Source organism: Burkholderia sp. 9779_493 (genome assembly GCF_015712215.1).
In the GTDB taxonomy this organism is placed as follows: Bacteria; Pseudomonadota; Gammaproteobacteria; order Burkholderiales; family Burkholderiaceae; genus Burkholderia; species Burkholderia cenocepacia.
Genome location: NZ_JACCQA010000009.1, coordinates 128,219 through 148,170, shown reverse-complemented (window position 1 = coordinate 148,170; position 19,952 = coordinate 128,219). Strand labels below are relative to the sequence as shown.

Annotated in this window: 19 protein-coding genes and 1 tRNA gene; 8 read left to right on the top strand and 12 right to left on the bottom strand. The window is 67.7% G+C overall.

All coding sequences use genetic code 11. From position 1 onward, the window contains the following. Nucleotides 1-26: 26 nt before the first annotated feature. The 3 genes from H0X95_RS11835 to H0X95_RS11825 are packed head-to-tail and all read left to right on the top strand — an operon-like array spanning nt 27 to nt 2,124. Nucleotides 27-473 (top strand): nuclear transport factor 2 family protein, encoded by a 447-nt coding sequence (locus H0X95_RS11835; protein WP_006477934.1) that lies wholly within the window; start codon nt 27-29, stop codon nt 471-473. Between the two features lie 33 nt (nt 474-506). Then, nucleotides 507-1,544, top strand: a complete 1,038-nt coding sequence (locus H0X95_RS11830) for a hydrolase (protein WP_006482501.1) — start codon at nt 507-509, stop codon at nt 1,542-1,544. Then, on the top strand, nt 1,537-2,124 hold the full coding sequence (locus H0X95_RS11825) for a DUF2946 family protein (RefSeq protein ID WP_059720707.1): 588 nt from the start codon (nt 1,537-1,539) through the stop codon (nt 2,122-2,124). Before H0X95_RS11830 ends, H0X95_RS11825 begins: the two co-directional genes overlap by 8 nt. A 39-nt stretch (nt 2,125-2,163) precedes the next feature. On the opposite strand, the gene H0X95_RS11820 is transcribed toward H0X95_RS11825, so the two are convergent. Continuing rightward, the gene (locus tag H0X95_RS11820) at nt 2,164-3,858 is read right to left on the bottom strand and encodes a M48 family metalloprotease (protein ID WP_043205695.1); all 1,695 of its coding nucleotides are present in this window, start codon (nt 3,856-3,858) and stop codon (nt 2,164-2,166) included. A gap of 269 nt (nt 3,859-4,127) precedes the next feature. On the opposite strand from H0X95_RS11820, the gene moaC reads away from it, so the two are divergent. Continuing rightward, nucleotides 4,128-4,616: a cyclic pyranopterin monophosphate synthase MoaC gene (gene moaC / locus H0X95_RS11815; protein ID WP_006482362.1), complete on the top strand. Its 489-nt coding sequence runs from the start codon at nt 4,128-4,130 to the stop codon at nt 4,614-4,616. A 351-nt stretch (nt 4,617-4,967) separates the two neighbouring features. Here moaC and H0X95_RS11810 read toward each other — a convergent pair whose 3' ends face one another. From H0X95_RS11810 to H0X95_RS11765, 10 genes are all read right to left on the bottom strand, one after another. Further along, on the bottom strand, nt 4,968-5,318 hold the full coding sequence (locus H0X95_RS11810) for a TonB family protein (RefSeq protein WP_059720708.1): 351 nt from the start codon (nt 5,316-5,318) through the stop codon (nt 4,968-4,970). Nucleotides 5,319-5,769: 451 nt separating this feature from the next. Beyond that, complete coding sequence (locus H0X95_RS11805) at nt 5,770-7,548, bottom strand: PglL family O-oligosaccharyltransferase (RefSeq protein WP_034201903.1); 1,779 nt, start codon at nt 7,546-7,548, stop codon at nt 5,770-5,772. 156 nt (nt 7,549-7,704) lie between these two features. Continuing rightward, nucleotides 7,705-8,301, bottom strand: a complete 597-nt coding sequence (locus H0X95_RS11800) for a pilin (RefSeq protein ID WP_006497344.1) — start codon at nt 8,299-8,301, stop codon at nt 7,705-7,707. Nucleotides 8,302-8,398: 97 nt separating this feature from the next. After that, complete coding sequence (locus tag H0X95_RS11795) at nt 8,399-9,103, bottom strand: TerC family protein (RefSeq protein ID WP_006497345.1); 705 nt, start codon at nt 9,101-9,103, stop codon at nt 8,399-8,401. Nucleotides 9,104-9,260: 157 nt separating this feature from the next. Beyond that, a complete protein-coding gene (gene sucD / locus H0X95_RS11790; protein WP_006477916.1) occupies nt 9,261-10,142 on the bottom strand; it encodes a succinate--CoA ligase subunit alpha in 882 nt (293 codons plus the stop codon). A gap of 64 nt (nt 10,143-10,206) precedes the next feature. Further along, entirely contained in the window at nt 10,207-11,373 is a 1,167-nt protein-coding gene (gene sucC, locus H0X95_RS11785) for an ADP-forming succinate--CoA ligase subunit beta (RefSeq protein WP_006491644.1), read from the bottom strand. A gap of 68 nt (nt 11,374-11,441) precedes the next feature. Further along, a complete protein-coding gene (locus H0X95_RS11780; RefSeq protein WP_034178260.1) occupies nt 11,442-12,050 on the bottom strand; it encodes a DUF2889 domain-containing protein in 609 nt (202 codons plus the stop codon). A 146-nt stretch (nt 12,051-12,196) separates the two neighbouring features. Next, nucleotides 12,197-13,060, bottom strand: coding sequence for a recombination regulator RecX (recX, locus tag H0X95_RS11775; RefSeq protein ID WP_006486692.1), 864 nt, complete (start codon nt 13,058-13,060; stop codon nt 12,197-12,199). Continuing rightward, on the bottom strand, nt 13,060-14,130 hold the full coding sequence (gene recA, locus H0X95_RS11770) for a recombinase RecA (protein ID WP_006486701.1): 1,071 nt from the start codon (nt 14,128-14,130) through the stop codon (nt 13,060-13,062). The genes recX and recA overlap by 1 nt, the downstream gene beginning before the upstream one ends. Beyond that, nucleotides 14,100-14,318 (bottom strand): hypothetical protein, encoded by a 219-nt coding sequence (locus H0X95_RS11765; protein WP_125332991.1) that lies wholly within the window; start codon nt 14,316-14,318, stop codon nt 14,100-14,102. Before H0X95_RS11765 ends, recA begins: the two co-directional genes overlap by 31 nt. On the opposite strand from H0X95_RS11765, the gene H0X95_RS11760 reads away from it, so the two are divergent. From H0X95_RS11760 to H0X95_RS11745, 4 genes are all read left to right on the top strand, one after another. Then, a complete protein-coding gene (locus tag H0X95_RS11760) occupies nt 14,317-15,045 on the top strand; it encodes a response regulator transcription factor (protein ID WP_196446050.1) in 729 nt (242 codons plus the stop codon). The genes H0X95_RS11765 and H0X95_RS11760 overlap by 2 nt on opposite strands. A gap of 17 nt (nt 15,046-15,062) precedes the next feature. Next, on the top strand, nt 15,063-16,610 hold the full coding sequence (locus H0X95_RS11755) for a sensor histidine kinase (protein ID WP_006497348.1): 1,548 nt from the start codon (nt 15,063-15,065) through the stop codon (nt 16,608-16,610). A gap of 228 nt (nt 16,611-16,838) precedes the next feature. Further along, nucleotides 16,839-18,497 (top strand): MFS transporter, encoded by a 1,659-nt coding sequence (locus H0X95_RS11750; protein ID WP_006483562.1) that lies wholly within the window; start codon nt 16,839-16,841, stop codon nt 18,495-18,497. Nucleotides 18,498-18,651: 154 nt separating this feature from the next. Continuing rightward, nucleotides 18,652-18,728: transfer RNA gene (locus H0X95_RS11745), tRNA-Met, on the top strand. A 108-nt stretch (nt 18,729-18,836) separates the two neighbouring features. Here H0X95_RS11745 and H0X95_RS11740 read toward each other — a convergent pair. Further along, a complete protein-coding gene (locus H0X95_RS11740; RefSeq protein WP_059720710.1) occupies nt 18,837-19,811 on the bottom strand; it encodes a LysR family transcriptional regulator in 975 nt (324 codons plus the stop codon). Nucleotides 19,812-19,952 lie beyond the last annotated feature (141 nt).

Sequence of the window (19,952 nt, the reverse complement as noted above, 5' to 3'; positions counted from 1 at the left end):
CGCGACGCGCGCGAGAGACAACCCCGATGCCACGTTTTGCCCGCCTCTTCGAAGCCGCTGCCGATACGCTGAACGCCTACTACCAGGCCGTCGCGGATGCCAATCTCGACGCGCTGCTGGCGTTGTGGATCGACGAGGATTTCGCCAGCTGCGTGTGGGCGGACGGCGAGCATCTGCACGGCCTCGACCAGATCCGCGGCGGGCTCGCCAACCGGCTCGCGACGCGTCCGGTCACGATCGAGCCGCTCGACATCCGCGTGTACGACAGCCTCGGCACGGTCGTCTATACGATCGCCGAAGCGCATCAGCAGGCCGACCTGACGGCCGAACCCGACATGGTTTTCGCGACGTACGTGATGATCCACGAACGCGGCGAATGGCGCATCGCGCACATCCACGCGAGCCCGATTCCTGAACAGGCGGCCGGACAATTCGCCGCGAAGATCCGTCACGGGCAGGGTCCGCTGCACTGACGAAGAACGAAGCAACGCATTAGCGGGGCGATCATGAGTACGGCTTCTCCGCCCACCTCGCCGCTGACCGGGGCCCCGGCCCCCGACGACGACACACTGCGCTATCGCGCACCGCGCTGGCTGCCCAACAGCCATGTGCAAACCATCGTGCCCGCGCTGTTCGCGCGGCGTCCGGTTGTCGCTTACCGGCGAGAGCGATGGGAAACCCCCGACCACGACTTCATCGACCTCGACTGGGTCGCGCACCTCGACAGCGCGGCGCCGGCGCCCGACGCGCCGCTGTTCGTGCTGTTCCACGGTCTCGAAGGCAGCTCCGCGTCGCACTACGCGCTCGCGATGATGGCCACCGCGCGCGCGAACGGCTGGCACGCCGTGGTGCCGCACTTCCGCAGTTGCAGCGGCGAGATCAACCGCCAGCCGCGCTTCTACCATCTCGCCGACAGCGCCGAGGTCGACTGGATCCTGCGCCGGCTCGCCGCGCAGCATCGCGGGCCGCTGGTCGCGGCCGGCGTATCGCTCGGCGGCAACGTGCTGCTGCGCTGGCTCGGCGAGCATCGCAGCGACACGTCGATCGTGCGCGCCGCCGCCGCGATCTCGACGCCGATCGACGTGCATGCGGGCGGCCGCGCGCTGTCGCAGGGGTTCGCGATGGTCTACACACGCAGCTTCCTGAAGACGCTCAAGCGCAAGGCGCTCGCGAAGCTCGACCAGTATCCGGGGCTGTTCGACCGCGACGCGATGCTGCAGGCCGTGACGATGCGCGACTTCGACGAGGTCGTGACCGCGCCGCTGCACGGTTTCGCGAACGCCGACGACTACTGGACGCAGGCGACCACGCGGCCGCTGCTGCCCGCGATCGACGTGCCGACGCTGATCCTCAACGCCCGCAACGACCCGTTCCTGCCGGAATCGGCGCTGCCGGGCCCGGCCGACGTGTCGCCCGCCGTCGAGCTCGACCAGCCCGCGCACGGCGGCCATGCGGGTTTCATGACCGGGCCGTTCCCCGGCCGCCTCGACTGGCTGTCGGCGCGGGTGTTCGGCTATTGCTCGAAATTCGTCGACCATGGATGACATCGTCAGGCAGGCGCTCGCCAAATGGCCGAACGTGCCGCATTGCACCGGCTGGCTGCTGCTCGACCGGCGCGGCGCATGGCGGCTGCGCGACGACGCGGCGCAGGCGGCCGGCGAGCTCGGCTCGCCGATCCGGCATGCGGCGCTGAACGCGTTCATCGGCCGCAACTACGAATGCGACGCGCAGGGCCAGTGGTTCTTCCAGAACGGGCCGCAGCGCGTGTACGTCGAACTCGCCTATACGCCGTGGATCGTGCGGCTCGCCGAACGCGACGGGCAGCTCGCGCTCACCGACCAGACGGGCGCCCCGTTCGAACCGGACGCAGCGTGGCTCGATGACGGCGGCGGCGTGCTGTTTCGCGATGCCGGCACACCGCCGCGCATCGCGGCACTGCACGATCACGATCTCGGGCTGTTCGCCGACCACGCGGATTTCGACGCGGAGCCGCCCGTGCTGCGCTGGCGCGACGGCCGCTCGCTGCCGCTTGGCGGCATCGCGTGCGCCGACGTGCCTGCGCGGTTCGGCTACATTCCCAGCCCGGCGCGCCACGCACGCGATGCCGCCGACAGCGGCAACTGACCCGCCGCGGCGCCTTCGGCGTTCGCTGCGCGACGGCCGCTACCCGCGGCCGTTCTTCTCGTCGTCGCGCTCTTCCTTGTAGCGCGCCTCGAATTCCAGCAGCCGTGCGCCGATGATCGACTGCTCGTAAAACGACACATCCTTCGCGTCGCGCGCTTCCTTCAGTTGCCGGATCGCCGACGGCCACGCGCCGTCGAGCGCCAGCTTCTCCGCCAGCGCGCGACGCCGCGCGAGCACGTCGCCCTTGCCGTCGCTCGACTTCGCGAGGTAATCCCACCAGTCCGGCTGTTCGGGGTCGGCCTTCGCCTGCGCCCGCGCGAGCGTCTGCGCTTCGGCGAAGCGGCGCGCGGCGATCAGCGCCTGCAGGTGCGCGACGATCGCCGCGTGCGACGCCGGCCAGCGCCGCTGCGCGAGCGCCGACAGCCGTACCGCGTCGTCGGTCCGGCCCGCGCGGCGAGCGATGTCCGCGGCCAGCACGTCGAGGCTCGGCGAGCTGGTCGCCGGATCGTCGTCGCGCCGCTCGCGCGCATCGAACGCGCTGCGCGCCGACGCGAGCGCCTTGTCCGCCGCATCGTACTGGCCGAGCAGCGTGTTCGCGAGCGCGATGCCGTACCAGTTCGCCGCGACGTTCGGCGCCGTGCGATCGTCGATCTCCAGCTGCATCCGCCGCGCCTCGGCCGAGATGTCGGTCGGCGCCCGGTTCTGCAGGACGCGCAGCCGCGCACGCACGAACCCGTATTCGGCCGACTGGCGTGGCTGCCGGTATGGCGCGCGACGGGCACGATCTTCCATGTCAGCGATCCGCTCGCCGGTCAGCGGGTGCGTGCGCGCATAGGCCGGCACGCCCGCATCGCCCATCGACGCGCGGTCCAGCCGCTCGAAGAAGCCGGGCATGCCGTACGGGTCGTAGCCGGCTCCCGCGAGCAACTGGAAGCCGACGCGATCGGCCTCGCGCTCGGCCGACCGCGAGAAGCGCAGCTGGTTGTCGACCGCGTACGCCTGTCCGCCCATCGCGATCGCGCTGCCGAGATCGCCGCTGCGCGCGAGCACGCCGGCCAGCACGCCGAGCAGCATCGTCGCGAGCGCCGTGTAGCCGGTCTTCTCGCTCGCGCCGATCATCCGCGCGATGTGCCGCTGCAGCACGTGGCCCATCTCGTGGCCGACCACCGACGCGAGCTCCGACTCCGTCTGCGTCGTGACCACCAGCCCGCTGTTGATTCCGATGAAGCCGCCCGGCATCGAGAACGCGTTGATCTGCGGATCGCGCACCGGGAACAGGTCGAAGTCCGGCGCGTAGCCGCCGATGTAGCGCGCCGCCGCCGCGGCCGCGAGCCGCGCCGCCATCGCGTTCAGGTAGTCGCGCACGAGCCAGTCGTCGAGATAGTCGGGATCGCGCCGCACTTCGCGCATCACGCGCTCGCCGAGCCGGCGCTCGGCCCGCGGCGTCAGCGCACCGCCGGAGCCGTCGCCGAGATCGGGCAGCTCCAGCGCCCGCAGCGGCGCGCGCAGGCTCGCGACCGGCGCCGACGCACCGCCCGCGCCCGAGAACCGGCTCTCCGCGCCGCCGTACGTGCCGAACACGCCGGTCGCGATGCCGGACGGCACGGTGGAAATCGACGTCGCGCCGCCGGCCGCCGGCTCGAGCGGCGGCGCGGAGGCGCTCTGCGCATGGCCGCCCGGCGGTAGCGCGAGCGCCGCCGACAGCGACACGGCAAGCAACTGTTTGACACGCATGGCAGGATGAAAACGACGCCGTCCCGCGCGAGCGGCGCGCATCGCGGCGTTTGGTCTGAATATTCGGGTCATTGTACCGGCGCCGCGATGACTGTCCCGTACCGCGCGTGCGTCATCTGCGCCTCCGGCAACGCGAACGCCGCTGCTATGATAGGCGCCCGTTGAGCGGTTGGATCGGTTCGTCGCGCCGGTATGGCATCCGGTGCCCTGCCGATCGCGAAGCAGGATCGACGCACGTGCACGCGCACTCCGTTCCACCAGAGGAAGACATGTCAGGACTCACCCATTTCGACGCCGCCGGCCACGCCCACATGGTCGACGTCGGCGGCAAGCAGGAAACGCAACGCATCGCGATCGCGCGCGGCACGATCCGGATGCTGCCGGCCACGTTCGCGCTGATCCGCGACGGCAAGGCGAAGAAAGGCGACGTGCTCGGCGTCGCGCGCATCGCGGCGATCCAGGGCGCGAAACGCACGGCCGATCTCATTCCGCTGTGCCATCCGCTCGCGCTGACGCGCGTGGCCGTCGACTTCGAACTCGACGACGCGCTGCCGGGCGTCCACTGCGTCGTGCAGGTCGAGACGTTCGGCCGGACCGGCGTCGAGATGGAAGCGCTGACGGCCGTCCAGGTCGGGCTGCTGACCGTCTACGACATGTGCAAGGCGGTCGATCGCGGGATGGTGATCACCGACGTGAGCGTGCGGGAGAAGCGCGGTGGGAAGTCGGGGGACTGGAAGGCGGAAGACGTCGCCGGTTGAGCGCCCGCCGCGACGCACTCGCCCGCAGCTCGTGGAGAATCGATGGTTGTCGTGATTTCCCGGTCGGACGACAGACCATCAGGAAACCACGTCGCCGATGGGGAGCGATTCGGTGAAATGCGTTGCGCCGCTGCCGTATGCGTGCCCCGGTGCGCCACCGTGCCGGCAGCTATCCGTTCCCATGTGAACCGGCCCTGACGGGCAAGCGCGGGAAAACACCGTCACGATGCGTTGATCGACGGACGCGCGACGGGTTCGCGCCATTCGTGCCCCGCCGGACTGTCGCGGCACGAACCCGATACCCCGGAACTGAATCTGGACCGCGCGCCACGGCGCGGCGCCCGCCCCGCGTCACTGCCCGCGCTGCGGCTCGAACACGAACGGTTGGGTCAGCAAGAAAGGATTCGCGCTCGCGCCGGTCTGCACGCAGGTCGCGTGCGTCATCGCTTCGACGGCCGCGCGATCGGCCGCCGCATTGCGGCTGCTCGTCGTCACGGTGACGTTCTGCGCTTCGCCGGACGTCGTCATCAGCGCGCGCACGAGCACCGTCGCCGGGCGCGTGAGCGGCTTCGCGGTATCCGGATAGACGGCCCGCGGAATGTGGCAGGTCAGCTTGCTTTCCTGCGATGACGACAACATCGCGCAGCCGGAAAACAGCATCGCGGCGGCAGGCAGGATCAGGTAGGTCGAGCGAATGGCCATGGTCGAATATCGTTCTTCAGCACTGTTCTGGGCACACGCACCGCAGGCCGGCAGCCTTCCCCGGCCGCATCGCATGTGTCGCACTGCGCCGCGGCCATCGGACCGGCGCCCCGTTACGGCCGCACGACCGAGCGATGCTCGGCCGCGATCCTGCTCGGCGCAATGCCCGGATAGCCGGGAAATCTGCCGTATTCGCACCGGCGATGCCCGGCGCCTGCGGGCACGCAAACGCTTTCGCGCATTGTGCACGCGCCGCCAGGTCAGCGGCGTCAATTTGACAATGGTTGACGCGAATCGCTGCTCGTTCGGCCGGAATCCGCGCGATCCGCGAGGTAATCGAGATCCGACGGATTGCCGCACGACAGGCCACGTCGTGTGGCTCCGACGTCAGCCGCCTCAAGCCCGCCGCGATCGACGCCGGAATTCCCCGTTCCGGCGCGCACGACAGGCGTCAATCCGAATCGTCGTCGTCCGAGTCGTCGCCCTCGTCGGCCGGCGCTTCCCCGTATTTCGCGACGACGGCCGCCCTGAACGTCTTCAGCGCGGGCTCCTGGTCGCACAGCTTGTACAACGCGGCCAGCTGTTGCGGCCAGTCCTTCAGTTCCTTCGCGAACACATGCAGGCGTGCGACGGTATCGAGCGCGTCGGCTTCGCGGCCGGCCAGCGCCTGCAGCACCGCGTAGCGACGCAGCACCGTCTCGCCGGGCAACAGCGCGATCGCGCGCTCGTGCGCGGCGAGCTTGGCCGGCAGATCGTCCGGCGAAATCGGCAGCAGCGTCGCCGCACCGTAATCGCCCCACGCGCCGAACAGCAGCGACGGCGCATCGCGGTACTGCGCGGCCGGGCTGCTGCCGTAATAGAGCACTTCCGCGCGCTGGTAGTCGCGCAGCACGGGCACCGCCGCCAGCACGCCGCCGAACGACAGCACCGCGAACAGCCCGAAGGCCGCCCGCCCCGGCAGGATGCGCAGCGGCTTCACGTCGAGCAGCCCGATCACGAACATCGCCGGCAGCAGGAAGAACATGTACTGCTGCGGATACTCGACCAGCGCATGCATCAGCAGGATGCCGATCAGCGCGAAGCCGAACACGCGCATGCTCGACTGCGGCGCACGCACCGCGCGCACGAACCACGCGACGAGCGTGACGGCGAGCACACCGAGCCCGACGAGACCGGACTTCGCGAGCAGGTCGATGAAGATGTCGTGCGAGTTGTTCGCGATCTCGACGCCGCCGAGCGTGCGCACCAGCGCAAACTGGTGCGACGGGAATTCGCCCCAGCCGACCCCGAGCAGCGGATGCTCGCGGAACATCGCGAGCCCGTACTTCCACAGCGCGAGGCGCGGCGCGATCTGCCCGGCGTCGCGCATCCGGTCGGCGGCCGACTCCGCGAGATTCAGGTGATAGTGCACGTTGGCCCAGCGCACCGCGACGTTCACCGCGATGAAGGCGGCCGCGAGCACGACCGGGATCAGCCACGCGCGTGCATTGCCCGGCGTGCGGCGCGATTCGACCCACGCCATCCAGAAGCCCGCGACGACCATCACCGCGACCTGCAGCCACGGCCCGCGCGACACGGTGAGCGCGAGACCGACCGACAGCACAAGCGACAGCGCAAGCCATGCCCACACCGCGAGCCGGCGCGTCTGCACCAGATACAGCGCGCCCGCGAGCGCGAAGGCGATGTAGCTGGCCAGATGGTTCGCCTGCGCCATGTTGCCGTATGGACGGCGGTCGACCGCGATGTTGTACACCACGACGAACGGCGAGACGGCCGACTCGAGGTGGAACAGCTGCACGATCTGGGTACCGACCGCGAACACGCCGCCGACGAGCAGCGCACCGGCCATCATCGGCCACACCGTTTCCGCCATCCCGTCGCGCGCCAGTGCATAGCCGGCCTGCATCGCGACCAGCGCAGCGGCCAGATACCCGAGCGCGAGCCAGTTCATCGACGGCACCTTGAGCGGGATCAGCGCAACCTGCGCGAGCAGCACCACCGCAAAGCCGAGCGGCACCGCGAACGCGGCCGGCGCGGCAAACGGCTCGGCCGGACGGCCGGTGCGCGCGAGCAGCACGACGGACACGCCCACCAGCAGATACAGCACCAGCGCGGAAAACTCGGAATAGAAGGTCGGGATCGGATACGTGTGATTCGTGATCGCGTACGGCACGATCAGGGCGACAGCCAGCGCAACGAGCGACAACGAACGGGAAAAAGTAGAAGGCATGAGCGAACCGGATGTCAGCAACCGGCGCACTATACAAAACTTTCCCTGCTCTGTGCGGGGCTGTCGCTCCGCGAGCCGGCGCGGGGCCGGCGCCCCGCCGGCCGAAGCGGCGGACGGCAGGCCGCATGCCCCCGGCGCCATCGTTCCGCGCCAGGCCTATGCGCGGCACTCCGCAGGCGCATATTTCGCGGGCAACGTCGCGGCGTTACCCGGCAACGGCCCGGCTCCCGGTGCCGGCAGCGACGACGCATCCTTGCCGGCGGCGAAGCATTCCCACGCGATCGTGCCGGCTTGTATCGTGCCCTTTTTGAGCGGCACGCGTGCGGTGGGCGTATCGGCCTTGTCGGGCGCGGACGGCACGAGCACCAGCGTATTCGTGCCGGCCGCGGCGACGCGGGTGGTGAACGCGACCGTGATCTGACCGGTCGCGCCGTCGATCGCCACTGACTCGACGTTGCGGGTCGCGGCAGGCGGGCTGTAGCCGCCGTCGAGGCTCGTGCCGCTCGCCGCGTTGTCGGCGACCGCGAGCCGCGCCGACGATGCGAGCGCCAGCCCCTCGCCGACGCGCGACCGCGCGAGGTAATCCTGGTACGCGGGAATCGCATAGGCCGCGACGACGCCGACGATCGCGAGCACGATCATCAGTTCGATCAGCGTGAAGCCGGCCGGCCGCCAGCGCGGCGATGGCCGGTTCGCGCGCCGCAGGTCGGCGGCCACGCGACGGAACAGGGAAACGGAAAAGGCTTCGAACATGAACAGGCTCCGGAAACGAAAAACGCCTGCCGATACAGGCAGGCGTCTCGATCGTAGCCAGCGGGCGGCGAAGCCGGCAGTCGGCCGGATGGCCTAGTCAGTGCGCATGCGGCGCGCTGCGGCGTTTTCTGAGTGCGTAACCGATCGCCACGACGAACAGCGCGCCGGCGATGCTCGCGCCGTAGACCACCGGCGGCGTATCGAGCACCGGCCAGCGATCGCCGACCGGGTCGTTCACGATCAGCCCGCCCGCGATCCAGCCGAGCAGCCCGGCGCCGAGCGCGACGACGACCGGGAAACGGTCGAGCAGCTTCAGCACCAGCGTGCTGCCCCACACGATGATCGGCACGCTGACGACGAGCCCGAAGATCACGAGCGCGATCCGGTGCGACGGGTCGGCCTGCTCGGCCGCGCCGGCGATCGCGATCACGTTGTCGAGGCTCATGACCGCATCGGCGATCACGATCGTCTTCACGGCGTCCCACAGCCGGTCGGCCGGCTTGATGTTGTCGTGCGCGTCGGCGGCCGGCGCCATCAGCTTGATGCCGATCCACAGCAGCAGCAGCCCGCCGCCGAACTTCAGGAATGGCACGTCGAGCAGCGCGACCGCGAACGTGATCAATGCGACACGCAACAGGATCGCCCCGGCGGTGCCCCAGACGACGCCGCGCAGCCGCTGGTTCGCCGGCAGGTTGCGGCAGGCCAGCGCGATCACGACCGCGTTGTCGCCGCCGAGCAGGATATCGATGATGACGATCTGGAGAATCGCGCCCCAGTGCAGCGAGGTCAGGAATTCGAGCATGGCGGTGAGGAAAGGACAGCGGCCGCTCCGAGGGCGACCCGGTTCATCGCCGGCACATGCAGGACGCATGCCCGGTGCTTACGAATTCATTGCGGCAGCATAACAAAAAACGCCGGCAAAGCCGGCGTTTTCTGCAGGACGAGCCCGGGGGAAATGATTACAGCGCCTTCTTCAGCAGACGGCCCATTTCCGACGGGTTGCGCGTGACGGTGATGCCGCACGCTTCCATGATTTCCAGCTTCGCCTCGGCCGTATCCGCACCGCCCGAGATCAGCGCGCCGGCGTGGCCCATGCGCTTGCCCGGAGGCGCCGTGACGCCCGCGATGAAGCCGACGACCGGCTTCTTCATGTTGTCCTTGATCCACTCGGCCGCGTTGGCTTCGTCCGGACCGCCGATTTCGCCGATCATCACGACCGCGTCCGTATCCGGATCGTCGTTGAACATCTTCATCACGTCGATGTGCTTCAGACCGTTGATCGGGTCGCCGCCGATACCGACTGCCGACGACTGGCCGAGGCCCAGGGCCGTCAGCTGCGCAACGGCTTCATACGTCAGCGTGCCCGAACGCGACACGACGCCGATGCGGCCCTTGCGGTGGATGTGACCCGGCATGATGCCGATCTTCAGTTCGTCCGGCGTGATCGTGCCCGGGCAGTTCGGCCCGAGCAGCAGCGTCTTGCGGCCTTCGCGACGCATGCGGTCCTTCACTTCGATCATGTCACGGACGGGAATGCCTTCCGTGATGCAGATCGCGAGATCCAGGTCGGCTTCGACCGCTTCCCAGATCGCAGCCGCCGCGCCTGCCGGCGGCACGTAGATGACCGACACGGTCGCACCGGTTTCCGCCTTCGCTTCCTTGACGCTCGCGTAGATCGGAATGCCTTCGAAGTCTTCGCCGGCCTTCTTCGGGTTCACGCCCGCGACGAATGCTTCGCGGCCGTTTGCGTATTCACGGCAGGCGCGCGTATGGAACTGACCGGTTTTGCCGGTAATGCCCTGCGTGATGACCTTCGTGTCCTTGTTGATCAGAATCGACATGTATTTTGACCTCTGTTCGATGGGCGTCGCGTACAGACCGCGCCGCCATGCGTATTCGATAGCGTTACTTGCCTGCGGCAGCCGCGACGACCTTCTGCGCAGCCTCTTCCATGCTGTCCGCCGAGATGATCGGCAGGCCCGAATCGGCCAGCATCTTCTTGCCGAGGTCCTCGTTCGTGCCCTTCATGCGCACGACGAGCGGCACGTTCAGGTTCACGGCCTTCGAACCGGCGATCACGCCTTCCGCGATCACGTCGCAGCGCATGATGCCGCCGAAGATGTTCACGAGGATCGCCTTCAGGCCCGGGTTCTTCAGCATCAGCTTGAACGCTTCCGTGACCTTCTCGGTCGTCGCGCCACCGCCGACGTCCAGGAAGTTCGCCGGTTCGCCGCCGAACAGCTTGATGGTGTCCATCGTCGCCATCGCGAGGCCCGCGCCGTTCACGAGGCAGCCGATGTTGCCGTCGAGCGAGATGTACGCGAGGTCGAACTTCGACGCTTCGATTTCAGCCGGATCTTCTTCGTCCAGATCGCGGTACGCGACGATTTCCGGGTGGCGGAACAGCGCGTTCGAGTCGAAGTTGAACTTCGCGTCGAGTGCGGTGACCTTGCCGTCGCCGGAGACGTTCAGCGGGTTGATTTCAGCCAGCGATGCGTCGGTTTCCCAGAATGCCTTGTACAGGCCTTGCAGGATCGCGCGCGCTTGCGGGATCGAAGCAGCCGGCACGCCGATCTTCGCGGCGAGGTCGTCGGCCTGCGCGTCCAGCAGCCCCGTCGACGGCTCGACGATGACCTTGTGGATCAGTTCCGGGTGCTTTTCGGCGACTTCTTCGATGTCCATGCCGCCTTCGCTCGAACCCATCAGAACGATCTTTTGCGACACGCGATCGACGACGAGGCTGACGTACAGTTCCTGCTTGATGTCGGCGCCTTCTTCGATCATCAGACGGTTGACCTTCTGGCCTTCCGGACCGGTCTGGTGCGTGACGAGTTGCATGCCGAGGATCTGGTTCGCGTATTCGCGGACCTGCTCGATCGACTTCGCCACCTTCACGCCGCCGCCCTTGCCACGGCCACCCGCGTGAATCTGAGCCTTCACAACCCATACCGGGCCGCCGAGCTCTTCCGCCACCTTGACGGCCTCGTCAACCGAGAACGCCGGCTTGCCGCGCGGTACCGCGACTCCGAATTTCCGCAGGATTTCCTTACCCTGGTACTCGTGAATCTTCATGCGTGATTCCCTTCAGTCTGAGAGTTGGATGAAAAGTCGCTTAAGACGCTTCTTCGAATGATTTCCGTTCATTCCTTCGTGCTGCCTTCACCGGGCAAATCCGGCCGAAGCGGGCCATACCACTTCGGGTAGTACTGCCGCACGACCTCGCCGTCGAATCGCAGCGCCCGGCAGCGGCCGAGCTGGAAAGGCGGTTCGGCGTGCGCGTCGTCATGATCCGGCCCCTCGCCGCCCTCCTCGCGCACGTTCCACACATCACCGGCGAACGCCTGGATCGCGGCCGTCGGCAGCACGGCGCACAGTTCGGTGAGATGGGAGCAGCCTGCGACGCCGGCGAGCAGCCGGTTCGCGTTGCGGCGGAAATTGCGGAAGAGATTGAGCCCGATGAGGGCCCGATAGGCAGGCGGGGCGGACTGACAGTGACCGGGATAGGGCACCCATTCCGAAGACGCTTCGGCGTCGACGACATTGAGGTCACGATCGATGGTCACGCGCAGCCAGAGTTCGTGGATCGGCAGGCCCTGGGGCCGGATGCCCGACGCAAGCGCGACATCGCGCGGCTTGTGGTCGGTCAGGCAGGCTTCGATGTCCCACAAGCCGTCGCCGCGCTCGTAGGCTTCCGCTCGGATTGCGCGTCGATGTCGCAACTGACGGGGCACGGGCTCGGATAGCGGCATGCTGGAGGTTGAGGCCGAAGAGGAAAACCCGTGGATTTTAGCATATTGGGTATTTGAGACAGTTTGCCGCGACGGCGGGTATTCCCGCCTGTCCGGAAGCGGTTGCAATGCAGCAAAATCGCGCGCCACGCGCGCGACCGGGCCCGTCAGTCGTCGATCGGGAAATCGTCGCCGACCTTCAGCAACTTCACGATGGTCGCGCTCGAGAAGCCGCGCGCGGCCAGGAAGCGCGCCTGCTTCGCGCGCTCGGCGGGCGTTTGCGGCAGTGCACCGAATTTCTTGCGCCAGACGGCCTGCGCGCGCGTCAACTCGGTCTCGCGCAATTGTGCATTCACCGCTTCGACGAGACTGTCGCCGACCGCGTGGCGCTTCAGCTCGCCGACGATGCGCGCGACGCCGACACGCGACGCGCGGCGATGCACGAGGCTCTCGGCGAAACGGGCGTCGGACAACCAGCCTTCCTTTTCCAGCGCATCGAGCACCGGCTCGACGGATTCGTCCTCGCCGACGTAGGGGGCGAGCTTGCGCGCGAGCTCCGCGCGGCTGTATTCGCGCCTCGACAGATAGCCGAGCGCGCGGCCCTTCAACGACCGCGGCGGCTTCGACGACTTGCGCTCGCGGGCGCCCGGCGCGTCACTCGAGGCATCGCCGGAAGACGCGCCGGCTGCACGGCGTGCGCGGCGCGGATGCTGGCTGCTGCGCGTATAGACATCTTCCGTCGCCGGCGCATCGGCTGTGCGATCGACCGGGAAGCGGACACCGGACACGCGACGGCGGGACCGATCGTGCGCGTCGAACGACTCATCGTCGTCGAACGGATCGTCCGGTGCGGCAATCTCAAACGAAACGAGGGCATCGTCGGATGCCCTCGTCGCGGTGCGGTTCGCGGCGTTGCCGCCTGCGCTCCGCCGGTCGGCGCCCGAGGATCCGCCTCGCCGGCCGGAGCGACCCGCCGTTTCGGGCGTGTCGTGCTCCTCCGGCTCGCCGGCCTGACCTCGGCGCGCAACCATCACTCTTCTTCGTCCATCGCCTCGGCTTCGTTGCCTGCGCCATCGGGCATTGCGACGACGCCGAGCGATTCGCGGATGCGGTTCTCGATCTCGCGCGCGATTTCCGGATTTTCGCGCAGGAATTCACGCGCGTTGTCCTTGCCCTGGCCGATCTTCTCGCCGTTGTAGCTGTACCAGGCGCCCGCCTTGTCGACGATCTTCGCCTGCACGCCGAGATCGATGATCTCGCCCTGACGCGAAATGCCTTCGCCGTACAGGATGTCGAAGATCGCTTCGCGGAACGGCGGCGACACCTTGTTCTTGACGACCTTCACGCGGGTTTCGTTGCCGATCACCTCGTCGTTCTTCTTGATCGAGCCGATCCGGCGGATATCGAGACGCACCGACGAGTAGAACTTCAGTGCGTTACCGCCCGTCGTGGTTTCCGGGTTGCCGAACATCACGCCGATCTTCATCCGGATCTGGTTGATGAAGATCACGAGGCAGTTCGTGCGCTTGATCGTGCCGGTCAGCTTGCGCAGCGCCTGCGACATCAGGCGGGCCTGCAGACCCGGCAGCGAATCGCCCATCTCGCCTTCGATTTCGGCCTTCGGCACGAGCGCCGCGACCGAGTCGATGACGATCATGTCGATCGAGCCCGAGCGCACCAGCGCATCGGTGATTTCGAGGGCCTGCTCGCCGGTGTCCGGCTGCGAGATCAGCAGCTCCGGCACGTTCACGCCGAGCTTCGCGGCATATTGAACGTCGAGCGCGTGCTCGGCGTCGATGAACGCCGCGGTGCCGCCCAGCTTCTGCAGCTCGGCGATGACCTGCAGCGTGAGCGTGGTCTTACCGGACGATTCCGGACCGTAGATCTCGACCACCCGGCCGCGCGGCAAGCCGCCGACGCCCAGCGCGATGTCGAGACCCAGCGACCCCGTGGAGACGACCTGGATATCCTCGGCCGCTTCGCCGTCGCCCATCCGCATGATCGAGCCCTTGCCGAACTGCTTTTCGATCTGCGCGAGCGCGGCCGCCAGCGCCTTGCTCTTCTCGGCGGTCATCCCGGAGCCCTTCTTGCTATCTTCCATGAATCGTCCTTTGCTATGATGAGCAGCGTCTGTTGGAGGCGCGCCCCTTTCAAGCGCTGCCCACGAATGCAGACACTGTATAAAAAAACAGTGTTTTGTGCAAGCCCGCAATGCAGCGCGTTGTGCACGAATAACTTCGGAGACAGCCGCACCGGCGCGAACGCCCTGCCGGCATCGGTCAGCAACATGCGAATTCTCATCGCCGAAGACGACAGCATACTCGCGGACGGCCTCACCCGGTCACTCCGCCAATCGGGCTATGCCGTCGATCACGTGAAGAGCGGCGCCGACGCCGACACCGCGCTGTCGATGCAGACTTTCGACCTGCTGATCCTCGATCTCGGGCTGCCGAAAATGTCCGGGCTCGACGTGCTCAAGCGCCTGCGCGCGCGCAATTCCAATCTCCCCGTGCTGATCCTGACCGCCGCCGACAGCGTCGACGAACGCGTGAAGGGACTCGACCTCGGCGCCGACGACTACATGGCCAAGCCGTTCGCGCTCAACGAGCTCGAGGCGCGCGTGCGCGCGCTGACCCGGCGCGGCGCCGGCGGCGGCCCGACCGTCGTGCGCCACGGCTCGCTCGCGTTCGACCAGGTCGGCCGCATCGCGTATGCGAACGATCACGTGCTCGATCTCTCCGCGCGCGAACTGGGTCTGCTCGAGGTGCTGCTGCAGCGGATCGGCCGGCTCGTGTCGAAGGAACAGCTCGTCGATCACCTGTGCGAATGGGGCGAGGAAGTCAGCAACAACGCGATCGAAGTCTACGTGCACCGGCTGCGCAAGAAGATCGAACCGAGCGGCGTGCGGATCTCGACCGTGCGCGGCCTCGGCTATTGCCTCGAGAAGGTCGCGCCCGCGACGCCGGCCGACACGGCGGCGCCCCAGCCCGCGGCGGCCGGCACGCCGCTGCGCTGACGCCGGGCGTCGCCGCGATGGCCACGCCGGCCCAATCCCGCCACCCGACCGGCGCGCCGTCGTCGGCCGCCGACGAGGCACGCGACGCGCGCTACGAGAACCCGTTCGCGCCGCCCGACGAAACCGAATCGCCCGAAACGCCGCGCCCGCGCTCGCTGTTCGGCGAAATCCTCGACTGGATGCTCGCGCCGCTGCTGCTGCTGTGGCCGATGAGCATCGCCGTCACCTATCTCGTCGCGAAAACGATCGCGAACAGCCCGTTCGACCGCGCGCTCGAGACCAACGCGTACGTGCTCGCGCGCCAGATCCATCCGGTCAACGGCGTCGCCGAGCTGACGCTGCCGGAGCAGACGCGCGACTTCCTGCGCGCGGACAACATCGACAGCGTCTACTTCCAGGTGCTGGGCACGCGCGGCGAGCTGGTCGCGGGCGAAGCCGACATGCCGCTGCCGCGCGACGAGGACCGCCCGCCGCCGGGCGTCGTCGTGTTCCGCGACGACCTGCTGCGCGGCAACGACGTGCGGGTCGCGTATACGACCGTCGCGCTGCCGCAGACGAGCGGCGCGCAGCCCGTGCTGGTGCAGGTCGGCGAGACGCTCGACAAGCGCAACGCGCTCGCGAACGACATCATCAAGGGCGTGATCCTGCCGCAATTCGTGATCCTGCCGCTCGCGATCCTGCTCGTCTGGTTCGGGCTGTCGCGCGGGCTCGCGCCGCTCAACGCGCTGCAGGCGCACATCCGCGCGCGCCGGCCCGACGACCTGTCGCCCGTCGAGGCGCAGCGCGCGCCGCCCGAGATCGAACCGCTCGTCACGTCGTTCAACGACCTGCTCGCACGCCTCGAACAGAACATGGCGCTGCAGAAACGCTTCATCGCCGACGCCGCGCACCAGATGAAGACGCCGCTCGCGGGCCTGCGCACGCAGGCCGAGTTCGCGATGCGCCACCCGGTCCCGCCCGACGTGCAGCGCTCGCTCGAGCAGATCGCGACGAGTTCCGAGCAGGCCGCGCGGCTCGTCACGCAACTGCTTGCGCTCGCGCGCGCCGAGAACCGTGCGAGCGGATTGACGTTCGAGCCGGTCGAGATCGCCGCGCTCGCGCGGCGCGCGGTGCGCGACTGGGTGCAGGCCGCGCTCGCGAAACGCATGGACCTCGGCTACGAAGGCCCGGACGACGACGCGCCGCTCGACGTCGACGGCAACCCGGTGATGCTGCGCGAGATGCTCGGCAACCTGATCGACAACGCGATCCGCTACACGCCGGAAGGCGGACGCATCACGGTGCGCGTGCGGGCCGAGCGCGCGGCGCGGCGCGTGCATCTCGAAGTCGAGGATACCGGCCCCGGCATCCCGGCCGGCGAGCGCGAGCGCGTCGTCGAGCGCTTCTACCGGATCCTCGGCCGCGAAGGCGACGGCAGCGGCCTCGGGCTCGCGATCGTGCGCGAGATCGCCACGCAGCACGGCGGCACGCTGACGCTCGACGATCACGTCTACCAGCATGCGCCGCGTCTCGCCGGCACGCTCGTGCGCATCAGCCTGCCGCTGACCGACACCGCCCCGGATTAACCCTGACGTACGCCGCCGCGGCTCGGCTGCAGATACGTCGAAACCGGCGCTTTACCGGACGTTCGCGTCACGATCCGCGCGCGAAGCCGCCGATTCGACACGGGTTAACGCGCAGTCGTTTTGTGCGCGCGAGTCAGTGCGCCGTAAGTTTCCGTGCCAATAATCGTCGACAGGCCCGCCCCTCCCAAGGCGGCCGCACATCTATATCAAGGGACTTGGAGACGATTCATGGCAACGTTAGGCGGGCAAATTTCGCACTCGCCGATGACGGGCGAAGAGAAGAAGGTGATCTTCGCGTCGTCGCTCGGCACCGTGTTCGAGTGGTACGACTTTTACCTGGCCGGCTCGCTCGCGGCCTACATCAGCAAGAGCTTCTTCTCCGGCGTCAATCCGACCGCCGCGTTCATCTTCACGCTGCTCGGCTTCGCGGCCGGTTTCGCGGTGCGGCCGTTCGGCGCGATCGTGTTCGGCCGGCTCGGCGACCTCGTCGGCCGCAAGCACACGTTCCTCGTGACGATCGTGATCATGGGCGTCTCGACGTTCGTGGTCGGCTTCCTGCCCGGCTACGCGTCGATCGGCATCGCCGCTCCCGTGATCTTCATCGCGATGCGGCTGCTGCAGGGCCTCGCGCTCGGCGGCGAATACGGCGGCGCGGCGACCTACGTCGCCGAGCATGCGCCCGCCAACCGTCGCGGCTTCTACACCGCGTGGATCCAGACGACGGCCACGCTCGGCCTGTTCCTGTCGCTGCTCGTGATCCTCGGCGTGCGCACGTTCATCGGCGAGGAAGCGTTCGGCAATTGGGGCTGGCGCGTGCCGTTCGTCGCGTCGATCCTGCTGCTCGGGGTATCGGTGTGGATCCGGCTGCAACTGAATGAATCGCCGGTGTTCCTGCGCATCAAGGCGGAAGGCAAGACGTCGAAGGCGCCGCTGACCGAAGCGTTCGGCCAGTGGAAGAACCTGAAGATCGTGATCCTCGCGCTGATCGGCCTGACGGCCGGCCAGGCGGTCGTGTGGTACACGGGCCAGTTCTACGCGCTGTTCTTCCTCACGCAGACGCTGAAGGTCGACGGCGCCAGCGCGAACATCCTGATCGCGATCGCGCTCCTGATCGGCACGCCGTTCTTCCTGTTCTTCGGTTCGCTGTCGGACAAGATCGGCCGCAAGCCGATCATCCTTGCCGGCTGCCTGATCGCCGCGCTGACCTACTTCCCGCTGTTCAAGGCGCTCACGCACTACGCGAACCCGCAGCTCGAACTCGCGACGCAGAAGGCGCCGATCACGGTCGTCGCCGATCCGGCTACCTGCTCGTTCCAGTTCAACCCGGTCGGCACGTCGAAGTTCACCAGCTCGTGCGACATCGCGAAAAGCGCGCTCGCGAAGGCCGGCCTGAACTACGAGAACGTCGCGGCCCCGGCCGGGACGCTGGCCGAAATCAAGGTCGGCGACACGGTGATCCAGACCTACGACGGCAAGGCGGCCGACGCGAAGACGCAGGGTGCGGCGTTCGACAAGACGCTCGCGTCGACGCTGAAGGGGGCCGGCTATCCGGCGAAGGCCGACCCGGCGCAGCTCAACTGGCCGATGACGATCGTGATTCTGACCATCCTCGTGATCTTCGTGACGATGGTCTACGGCCCGATCGCCGCGATGCTGGTCGAGATGTTCCCGACGCGGATCCGCTACACGTCGATGTCGCTGCCCTATCACATCGGCAACGGCTGGTTCGGCGGCTTCCTGCCGGCAACCGCGTTCGCGATCGTCGCGGCGAAGGGCAACATCTACTCGGGGCTCTGGTATCCAATCGTGATCGCGCTGGCCACGTTCGTGATCGGCCTGCTGTTCGTCAAGGAGACGAAGGACTCGGACATCTACGCGCAGGATTGATGTCGGGTCCGCGGCGGGGGACGGCCGGCGGAGAATCGCCTTCCGGCGCCCGCCCGCGATGGAGGCCGGCACGAGCCGCCGGCAACTTTTTTCGGGAAAGATGGAAAAAGGTATTGACAGCTGACCGGCCGATCGACATAATTCAAGTCTTCACGGCGAATTAGCTCAGTCGGTTAGAGCGACGGAATCATAATCCGCAGGTCCGGGGTTCGAATCCCTGATTCGCCACCAAATGCGAAAAGCCGCTGTTTCGAAAGAAACAGCGGCTTTTTTCATTGCCTCATCCGGCGCACGCGGTGTCGCGCGCTGCCCGCCTTCAGGCCGCGCGCTGCGCCGCGACTACGCCACCACCGCGCCGCGCTGCGCATCCGGCGTCTGCGCCCGCAGCTTCCCCCGCCAGTTCTCCCCGCCCTCCAGCGCCGGCGTCGACTCGAACACCTCCGCGATCCAGTCGGCGAACACGCGCACCTTCTGCGACAGATGCCGGTTGTGCGGATAGACGATCGAGATCGGTTTCGGCTTCGGATTGCAGTCCGGCAGCACCTCGACGAGCGATCCGTCGCGCAGGTTCGGCAGCACCATGAACAGCGTCGGCTGGATCATCCCGAAGCCTTCGAGCCCGCACGTCACGTACGCATCCGAGTCGTTGACCGTCACGCTGCCGTTCATCCGCACCTCGAACGGCTTGCCGTCGATCATGAACACCCACGGAATCGCCCGCGCGCCGTGGCTCGACCGGAAATTCACCGCATGATGTTCGACGAGATCGGCAATCTCGTTCGGCTCGCCGTGACGGGCGAGGTAATCGGGCGACGCGCACGTCACGCGCTTGAGCATCCCGATGCGCCGCGCGACCATCGACGAATCCTCGAGCGGGCCGACCCGGATCATGCAGTCGATGCCTTCCTCGACCGGATCGACGTAACGGTCGGACAATCCCAGCTCGAGCGTGATGTCCGGATAGCGCTGCCGGAAGATCGACAGCGACGGCAGCACGATGCGCCGCCCGAGCGAACTCGGCATGTGGACGCGCAGCACGCCGCTCGGCTTGCGGTTGCCGGTCTGGAAACTCGCGTCGGCCTCGGCGATCTCCGCGATGATCTTCATGCAATGCTCGTAGTACGCGGCGCCCTCCGGCGTCAGCGACAGCCGGCGCGTCGTCCGGTGCATCAGGCGCACGCCGAGCAGCGCCTCGAGATTCTGGATGATGGTCGTCACCGACGCGCGCGGCATCGCGAGCGTGTCGGCCGCCCGCGTGAAGCTGTTCGCGTCGACCACGCGGGTAAAAACTTCCATTGCCTGGATTCGGTCCATGCTGCTTCCCCCTTCGAATCGCCAACGGAACAGAATAGAGCGCGCGGCAAGCGCGGCACAAGCCCCCGTCTATTGTTCTCCAATGCCGAATAGTTTCGACGCTTCGGACTGGAAATCGCGTCGTTTCCGTGCAGTTCCGGG

Excerpts from the sequence above, each read along its gene's own strand:
- H0X95_RS11795 (WP_006497345.1), bottom strand. The coding sequence starts at position 9,103 with ATGCTCGAATTCCTGACCTCGCTGCACTGGGGCGCGATTCTCCAGATC.
- H0X95_RS11820 (WP_043205695.1), bottom strand. The coding sequence starts at position 3,858 with ATGCGTGTCAAACAGTTGCTTGCCGTGTCGCTGTCGGCGGCGCTCGCG.
- recA (WP_006486701.1), bottom strand. The coding sequence starts at position 14,130 with ATGGAAGATAGCAAGAAGGGCTCCGGGATGACCGCCGAGAAGAGCAAG.
- H0X95_RS11835 (WP_006477934.1), top strand. The coding sequence starts at position 27 with ATGCCACGTTTTGCCCGCCTCTTCGAAGCCGCTGCCGATACGCTGAAC.
- H0X95_RS11780 (WP_034178260.1), bottom strand. The coding sequence starts at position 12,050 with ATGCCGCTATCCGAGCCCGTGCCCCGTCAGTTGCGACATCGACGCGCA.
- H0X95_RS11830 (WP_006482501.1), top strand. The coding sequence starts at position 507 with ATGAGTACGGCTTCTCCGCCCACCTCGCCGCTGACCGGGGCCCCGGCC.
- H0X95_RS11765 (WP_125332991.1), bottom strand. The coding sequence starts at position 14,318 with ATGTTGCTGACCGATGCCGGCAGGGCGTTCGCGCCGGTGCGGCTGTCT.
- moaC (WP_006482362.1), top strand. The coding sequence starts at position 4,128 with ATGTCAGGACTCACCCATTTCGACGCCGCCGGCCACGCCCACATGGTC.
- recX (WP_006486692.1), bottom strand. The coding sequence starts at position 13,060 with ATGGTTGCGCGCCGAGGTCAGGCCGGCGAGCCGGAGGAGCACGACACG.
- H0X95_RS11800 (WP_006497344.1), bottom strand. The coding sequence starts at position 8,301 with ATGTTCGAAGCCTTTTCCGTTTCCCTGTTCCGTCGCGTGGCCGCCGAC.
- H0X95_RS11740 (WP_059720710.1), bottom strand. The coding sequence starts at position 19,811 with ATGGACCGAATCCAGGCAATGGAAGTTTTTACCCGCGTGGTCGACGCG.
- H0X95_RS11750 (WP_006483562.1), top strand. The coding sequence starts at position 16,839 with ATGGCAACGTTAGGCGGGCAAATTTCGCACTCGCCGATGACGGGCGAA.
- H0X95_RS11760 (WP_196446050.1), top strand. The coding sequence starts at position 14,317 with ATGCGAATTCTCATCGCCGAAGACGACAGCATACTCGCGGACGGCCTC.
- H0X95_RS11805 (WP_034201903.1), bottom strand. The coding sequence starts at position 7,548 with ATGCCTTCTACTTTTTCCCGTTCGTTGTCGCTCGTTGCGCTGGCTGTC.
- sucD (WP_006477916.1), bottom strand. The coding sequence starts at position 10,142 with ATGTCGATTCTGATCAACAAGGACACGAAGGTCATCACGCAGGGCATT.
- H0X95_RS11825 (WP_059720707.1), top strand. The coding sequence starts at position 1,537 with ATGGATGACATCGTCAGGCAGGCGCTCGCCAAATGGCCGAACGTGCCG.
- sucC (WP_006491644.1), bottom strand. The coding sequence starts at position 11,373 with ATGAAGATTCACGAGTACCAGGGTAAGGAAATCCTGCGGAAATTCGGA.
- H0X95_RS11810 (WP_059720708.1), bottom strand. The coding sequence starts at position 5,318 with ATGGCCATTCGCTCGACCTACCTGATCCTGCCTGCCGCCGCGATGCTG.
- H0X95_RS11755 (WP_006497348.1), top strand. The coding sequence starts at position 15,063 with ATGGCCACGCCGGCCCAATCCCGCCACCCGACCGGCGCGCCGTCGTCG.